4 protein-coding genes are annotated in these 7,222 nt (G+C 72.5%); 2 read left to right on the forward strand and 2 right to left on the reverse strand.

All coding sequences use genetic code 11. The features are described 5' to 3' along the window. Positions 1–45: 45 nt before the first annotated feature. Together VFV21_RS08765 and VFV21_RS08770 are read right to left on the reverse strand one after the other, a co-directional pair. Positions 46–756, reverse strand: a complete 711-nt coding sequence (locus VFV21_RS08765) for a DUF481 domain-containing protein (protein WP_329669045.1) — start codon at positions 754–756, stop codon at positions 46–48. An 80-nt stretch (positions 757–836) separates the two neighbouring features. Continuing rightward, a complete protein-coding gene (locus tag VFV21_RS08770) occupies positions 837–3,458 on the reverse strand; it encodes a diguanylate cyclase domain-containing protein (RefSeq protein WP_329669046.1) in 2,622 nt (873 codons plus the stop codon). A 109-nt stretch (positions 3,459–3,567) separates the two neighbouring features. On the opposite strand from VFV21_RS08770, the gene VFV21_RS08775 reads away from it, so the two are divergent. Next, complete coding sequence (locus tag VFV21_RS08775; RefSeq protein WP_329669047.1) at positions 3,568–4,149, forward strand: GNAT family N-acetyltransferase; 582 nt, start codon at positions 3,568–3,570, stop codon at positions 4,147–4,149. 40 nt (positions 4,150–4,189) lie between these two features. Further along, positions 4,190–7,222: transcription-repair coupling factor (gene mfd / locus VFV21_RS08780; protein WP_329669048.1), on the forward strand; the 3,033-nt coding region annotated here is incomplete at its 3' end.

Raw genomic sequence — 7,222 nt, forward strand, 5'->3', positions numbered from 1 at the left:
AGCGAAACGCGCAACGGGCGGCCCTGGCCGCCCGGCGTGGCCGGATCAGCGCGCCTTGGCGCGCGGCGACCAGACGATGTTCACCGAGGTCAGCGTGTCGGTGCGCTCCAGGCCCTCCGGCGCCTCGGTGTTGTGCCGGGCCTGGAAGCCCGCCTTCAGCGCCAGCGTCTTGTTGATGCTCACCGCGATGCCGATGTCGTTCTGCGCGAAGGTGTTCTCGGGCGTCGCCTCGACCAGCAGCGTGTTGTAGAACTGCGTGGATGCGGTGACCTGGTGCTGGTAGTCGGCATAGCCGCGCAGCAGGGCGTCGGTCTCGGAGCCGCCGCCGTCGGCCAGGCGCGCGTGGCGCAGGCCGGGCCCGCCCTCGAGCTGGAACGTGTGGTCGTCCTCCTTCAGCAGCCAGGCGCCGTAGTTCACGGCCAGGGTGGACTGGTGCTCGTAGGCCGAGAAGTCATCGCGCTCGTGGCGGGCCGCGCTGCCCAGGTACTGGCGCTCACCGAGCAGGCGCGCGGTCTTGGCGCCCAGCTCGAAGCGGTTGGCCGTGGCCTCGTCGTCGGCCTCGGCGCGCAGCGCGGCCAGGAAGTACTCGTGGGTCCAGAACTCGTCCTCGCCCTTGAGCGCGAACTTGCCGTTGGCGCTGGACGTGTTGGAGTTGCCGGAGGTGTTCACCAGGCCCAGCTCGGCCTTCGGGGTCCACTCGGCGGCGGCGGGGGCGGACAGCGCCAGCAGGGCCAGCGGCAGCAGGGATCGGATCATCGGGAGAAGCGCCTTCGTGCGGACAAGGCCGGCCATTAAAACCGCGGGCGCATGAATCCTTCCGGAAGCCGGCGCGGGGCTCAGCCGATCTCGCGCAGTTTCCAGACGCCGCGACCGGCGGCCTTGGCGTCGTACAGCGCCTGGTCCGCGGCCAGCATCAGCGCCTTGGCATCGGCGCGTCCGTGGCTGTAGGCGATGCCGATGCTGGTGCCGACCTGGCGCGCCGCGCCTTCCACCGTGATCGGGGTTTGCATCCGCTCCAGCAGCTTGTCGGCGAAGCCCGTGGCGCTGTCGAGCGAGCCCACGCCCTCGACCAGTACCGCGAACTCGTCGCCACCCACGCGGGCCACCAGGTCACCGGCCCGCACGCAGGCCGCGAGCCGGCGGCCGAACTCGCGCAGCACTTCGTCGCCGGCCGCATGGCCGAGGCCGTCGTTGATGCCCTTGAAATGGTCGATGTCCATGGTCAGCAGCGCCAGCGGCACCTGCTGCCGGGCGCTGCGCGCCAGCGCGGCGCCCAGCCGCTCGTCGAAGTAGCGGCGGTTGGCGAGCCCGGTCAGGGAATCCTTGCGTGCCAGCGTCTCGAGCGCCTGCTCGGCCTGCTTGAGCTGGGTGATGTCGTAGGTGAAGGAGAAGAAGCCCTGCTGCACGCCGTCCGGGCGGACGTCGGGCACGTAGGAGGTCTGGTAGTGGTAGTGCTTCCCGCGGACCTCGGTCTCGCCCGAGTAGGTGACGCGCTCGCCGGCCAGCGCCCGGAGGATGTGCGGGCGGATCTCGCTGTAGATGGCCTCGCCGCGGATCTCGCGCACGGTCTTGCCGACCAGGCCGCCCTCGACGTGGCCGAACAGCCGCTCGCCCACCGCATTGGCGAAGGTGTAGCGCTCCTGCAGGTCGATGTGGGCGATCATGGCCGGGATGTTGTCGGTCACGGCGCGCAGCCGCGCCCTCGTCGCCTCGAGCGCCTGCTCGGCGCGGACCTTGATGCTGATGTCGCGCCCGGCGTAAACCAGTTCCTGGCCACCGTCGGCCCCGCGCACGCGGCGCACCACGGCCTCGATCCAGATGTAGTGCCCCGACGCGTGGCGGGCGCGGTAGCGCAGGGTTTCGGTCCCGCCGTCGCGCATCACGCGGGCCAGCAGCTGGCCCACGGCCTCGCGATCGTCGGGATGCAGCAGGTCGGGGCGCGGCGAGGCCAGCTCGCCCGGCTCGATGCCCAGGATGTCGCGCACCGAGGGCGACACGTACAGGCGCTCGCCGTTGGCGCCGATCCGCAGCACGAGGTCGTTTGCGTTGTCGGCCAAGGTCCGGTACTCGAGTTCGCGCTCGCGCAGCCGCGCCATCGCCTCGGCGAGCTGGCGGTGGCCGCGGCGCTGGACCCAGAACAGCGCGGCCAGCGCCGTCAGCGCCACCAGGCCCAGCGCCATCAGCAGGTTGCCCAGGCGATTGGTCTGCGCCAGCGCCTCGCTGCGCTCGCGCGCCAGCGCGCTCTCGCTCTCCAGCCGCAGGATTTCGGTCTCGCGCTCGGCGTACTTCAGGCGCGCGTCGAAATCGTCGGCGGCCTGCGCGCGCTCGGACTGGGCGATGGCGTTGTCCAGCGACAGGAAGCGCTGGAACAGGGGCGCCAGCTGCGGGCTGCCGGGATCGTGGCGCAGCAGCACCCGCACCAGCTCGCGCAGCACGCGCAGCTCGTCCGACTGCAGTTCGAGCAGCCGGAAGGACCGCTGCGCCGCCAGCAGTTCGCGGGTGGCCGCGGCACCGTCGCCGGCGTCGGCCGCGGCCAGGCCCAGCACTTCGTGCCCCAGCCCGCGCAGCTGCGAATTGCGCAGCTTTTCGGCCATCTCCAGCACGCGCGTGCCGTTGCGCTGCTGGGTCGCGGTGTCGCCGCCGATGCGGGCGACGCGCGCGCCCTCCAGGTACAGCTCGGCCTCGAGCTTGGGATCCTCGAGCCGCTGCGAGACGCGGGTCGCCGCGACCAATGATTCGCGCGCGGGCTCCACTTCGCCCAGCTGGGCCTGGGCCCGCGCCAGGTTGCGAAGCAGGCGCGCCCGCACCGCCAGGCCCTCGCTTTCACCGAGCACCTGCAGGCCCCGGCGCGCGTAATCCGCGGCCAGGGCGTGCTTGCCGATGGTGTAGCTGAGCGAGGAATAGGCCAGCAGCACGTCGGCCAGCAGTTCCGGCTGCGGGTCCTGCTTGAGCGCCAGCTCGGCCTCGGCCAGCAGGCGCTCGCTGCGGGTGTAGTCCTGCATGGCGATGCGGGCGCGGCTTTCGGCGATCAGGCCGCGGATCGCGAGGTGCGGCACGCCGGCCTCGGCGGCGGCGCGGCGGGCCTCGATGCCGGCTTCGCGCTGGCAGTCCCAGTCGGCCACCACGCGGCAGGCATTCGCGCGCGCCAGCTCCAGGCGGGCGACCTCGCGGGGGTCGCTGGCCAGCCGCGCGCTGATGAGGGCAGGACCGAGTTCACCCAGCACGGCCTCGGGTTCGACCAGGGCGCGGATCTCCAGCGGGTGGCGGTCGAGCGTGTCGACTGCGGCGGAGGGTGCGGGCCCGGGCGCGACCGCGGCTGCGGGCGCCGTGGCCCGGGCGGACGGCGGGGGCGGCGTCGCCTGCGCCAATCCCGCGGCCAGGCCCGTGGCTAGGACCCCGCCCGCCAGGATGGCCGACCAGGCTGAACGCTTGCCTGCCGGATCGCGGTAAGGGCTCATCGCCGGGCAGCGTACGCTGACGGCTCACCGGTCAACAACCCGCCGTAGCATGAACCGCGGACCCCGCGTTTAGAGCACGGCCCCAGCCCACCCCTGAGACCCTTGCGCCATGACGCCGACCCGCCGCCGCCCGCCCCGGCCCTCGATGCGCCCCGAGCGCACCGAGGTGCTGCGCCTGGCCGATGGCCGCGAGCTCTGGCTGCGCCCGGTGCAGCCGGCCGACGCCGGGCCGATCGCCGGTGCGTTCGAGCTCCTGGGCGAAGAGGAAGTGCGGAGCCGCTACCTGCACCCCGTGAAGGCCCTCAGCGAGGACTACCTGCGCCAGCTGGTCGCGCCGACGCCCGGCGAAGGCTTCGCGGTCTGCGCGGCCGAACCGCTGCCGCCGGGCGAAGCCCTCGTCGGCGCGGTCGCGCGCCTGACCCGCGACCCGGGCCGCGACAGCGCCGAGTTCGCGATCCTGGTCTCCCATTTCGTGTCTGGGCAGGGGCTGGGCCAGCTGCTGATGCTTCGCCTGTTCGAATGGGCGCGCGCGCATGGCATCCGCCGGATCTGGGGCGACGTGCTGGACGGGAACACCGCGATGATCGCGCTGGCGCAGTCGCTGGGCTTCGAACGCCACGCCAGTCCCGACGACCCGGGCCTGGTGCGCGTCACGCTCGACCTCGCGGCGCCGCCCAAGCGCCGGCGTTGACCCGCCCGCGACCGCTGGCTGCGGTAAACTCCGCGGCCCCATGACCCGTCCCCTCCTTCCCTCCGCGCCGCGTCCCAAGGCGGGCCAGCAGCGCGCGCTCTGGCGCGCGCCGGCCAGCGCCAGCGCGATGGCCCTGGGCCTGGCCGAAGCGGCGCGCGCGCACGACGGCCTGGTGCTGGCCGTCACCCGCGACAGCCATGCCGCGCAGTCGCTCGAGCACGACCTGAAGGTGCTGGCCGGCGACCTGCCGGTGCTGCATTTCGCGGATTGGGAAACGCTGCCCTACGACCTCTTCAGCCCGCACCCGGACATCGTGTCCCAGCGCGTCGCGGCGCTGTACCGGCTGCCGACCGCGCGCAAGGGCGTGCTGGTGGTGCCGGTGGCCTCGCTGATGCAGCGCCTGCCGCCGCCGAGCTGGATCGCCGGCAACACGCTCGACCTGCGCAAGGGCCAGAAGCTCGACTTCGACGCCGAGAAGCGCCGGCTGGAAGCCGCGGGCTACCGCAACGTGCCGCAGGTGCTGGACCCGGGCGACTTCGCGGTGCGCGGCGCCCTGCTCGACCTCTACCCGATGGGCGCCGACCTGCCCTACCGCATCGAGCTGTTCGACGACGAGATCGACTCGCTGCGCACCTTCGACCCCGACACCCAGCGCTCGGACCACGCGGTCGACAGCGTGCGCCTGCTGCCGGCGCGCGAGTTCCCGCTCGACGAGGCCAGCACCCGGCGCGTGCGCGAAGCCCTGCGCGAGCGCTTCGACTTCGACCCGCGCCGCTGCCCGCTGTACCAGGACCTGAAGGAAGGCGGCGCGCCGGCCGGCATCGAGTACTACCTGCCGCTGTTCTTCGACCAGACCGCCAGCCTGTTCGAGCACCTGGGCCAGGACACGCTGGTGGTGCTCGGCGAGGGCGCCCCCGAGGCCGCGGTGGCGTTCTGGGCGCAGACCAGCGATCGCTGGGAGCAGCGCCGACACGACCTGGAGCGGCCGATCCTGGCCCCGGCCGACCTGTTCCTGCCGCCGGAAGAGCTGCGTGCGCGCCTGAACCAGGTCGCGCGCATCGAAGTCTGCGGCGAGGGGCACCCGCAGCGCGACAAGGCCGTCGCGATGGCCGAGCAGCCGGCGCCGTCGCTGGCCTGGAGCCAGAAGGGCGGCGACCCCGGCAGCGCGCTGCACGGCTTCCTGCGCGCCTACCCGGGCCGCACGCTGCTGGCCGCGGACTCCGCGGGACGGCGCGAGGCGCTGCTCGAGATGCTGGCCTCGGCCAACCTCAAGCCGGCGGTGGTCCCGGGCTGGGACGCCTTCCTGGCCGGCGACGAAACGTTCGCGATCACGGTCGCCGGGCTGGAAGACGGCTTCGCCCTGGTCGAGCCGCCGCTGGCGGTGCTGACCGAGCGCCAGCTCTTCCCCGAGCGCGCCGAGCAGAGCCGTCGCCGCAAGCGCGCCACCCGCGACCCGGACACGGTGCTGCGCGACCTGAGCCAGATCACGATGGGCTCGCCGATCGTGCACGAGGACCACGGCGTCGGCCGCTACCAGGGCCTGGTGACGCTCGACAGCGGCGGCATCACCGGCGAGTTCCTGCAGATCGAATACGCCAAGGGCGACAAGCTCTACGTGCCCGTGGCGCAGCTGCAGCTGGTCAGCCGCTATTCCGGCGCGTCGCCCGAGCTGGCGCCGCTGCATTCGCTGGGCGGCGAGCAGTGGGAGAAGGCCAAGCGCAAGGCCGCCGAGAAGGTGCGCGACGTCGCCGCCGAGCTGCTCGAGATCCAGGCGCGGCGGCATGCGCGCCAGGGCCTGGCGCTGGCCGTGGATCGCGCGATGTACGAGCCGTTCGCGGCCACGTTCCCGTTCGAGGAGACGCCGGACCAATTAGCGGCTATCGAAGCCGTGATCTCCGACTTGAGTCATCCCCAACCGATGGACAGGGTGGTCTGCGGCGACGTCGGCTTCGGCAAGACCGAGGTCGCGGTGCGCGCCGCCTTCGTCGCCGCCACCGCCGGCAAGCAGGTCGCGGTGCTGGTGCCGACCACGCTGCTGGCCGAGCAGCACTACCGCAACTTCCGCGACCGCTACGCCGACTGGCCGCTGAAGGTCGAGGTGCTCAGCCGCTTCAAGTCGCCCAAGGAAGTGAAGGCGGCGCTGGCGCAGCTGGCCGAGGGCAAGATCGACGTGATCGTCGGCACGCACCGCCTGCTGCAGGGCGACGTGAAGTTCAAGGACCTGGGCCTGGTGATCGTCGACGAGGAGCAGCGCTTCGGCGTGCGCCAGAAGGAAGCGCTCAAGGCCCTGCGCGCCGAGGTTCACCTGCTCACGCTGACCGCCACGCCGATCCCGCGCACGCTGAACATGGCGATGAGCGGCCTGCGCGAGCTCTCGATCATCGCCACGCCGCCCGCGCACCGCCTGGCGGTGCAGACAGTGGTCACGGCGTGGGACCCGGCGCTGCTGCGCGAAGCCTTCCAGCGCGAGCTGGCGCGCGGCGGCCAGGTCTACTTCCTGCACAACGAGGTCGACACCATCGAGAAGATGGCGCGCGACCTGGCCGAGCTGGTGCCCGGCGCCCGCATCCGCGTCGCCCACGGCCAGATGCCGGAGCGCGACCTCGAGCAGGCCATGCTCGATTTCCACCGCCAGCGCTTCAACGTGCTGGTGTGCACCACCATCATCGAGTCGGGCATCGACATCCCGAGCGCCAACACCATCATCATCCACCGCGCCGACCGCTTCGGCCTGGCGCAGCTGCACCAGCTGCGCGGCCGCGTCGGCCGCTCGCACCACCGCGCTTACGCCTACCTGCTGGTGCCGAGCAAGCGCGCGCTGAAGGCCGACGCCGCCAAGCGCCTCGATGCGATCGAGACCATGGGCGAGCTCGGCTCGGGCTTCATGCTGGCGACGCACGACCTCGAGATCCGCGGCGCCGGCGAGCTGCTCGGCGAGGAACAGAGCGGCCAGATCGAGGAGGTCGGCTTCACGCTGTATGCCGAGCAGCTGGCGGAGGCGGTGGCGAGCCTGAAGTCCGGCGCGATCGACGACCGTCCCCACGGCTCCGCCGCCTGCGAAGTGGACCTCGGC

This window comes from Arenimonas sp. (assembly GCF_036275555.1).
Classification (GTDB): domain Bacteria; phylum Pseudomonadota; class Gammaproteobacteria; order Xanthomonadales; family Xanthomonadaceae; genus Arenimonas.

Bases quoted from the DNA above. Each gene is read 5' to 3' on its own strand.
- VFV21_RS08765 (WP_329669045.1), bottom strand. From the start codon at position 756: ATGATCCGATCCCTGCTGCCGCTGGCCCTGCTGGCGCTGTCCGCCCCC.
- VFV21_RS08770 (WP_329669046.1), bottom strand. From the start codon at position 3,458: ATGAGCCCTTACCGCGATCCGGCAGGCAAGCGTTCAGCCTGGTCGGCC.
- VFV21_RS08775 (WP_329669047.1), top strand. From the start codon at position 3,568: ATGACGCCGACCCGCCGCCGCCCGCCCCGGCCCTCGATGCGCCCCGAG.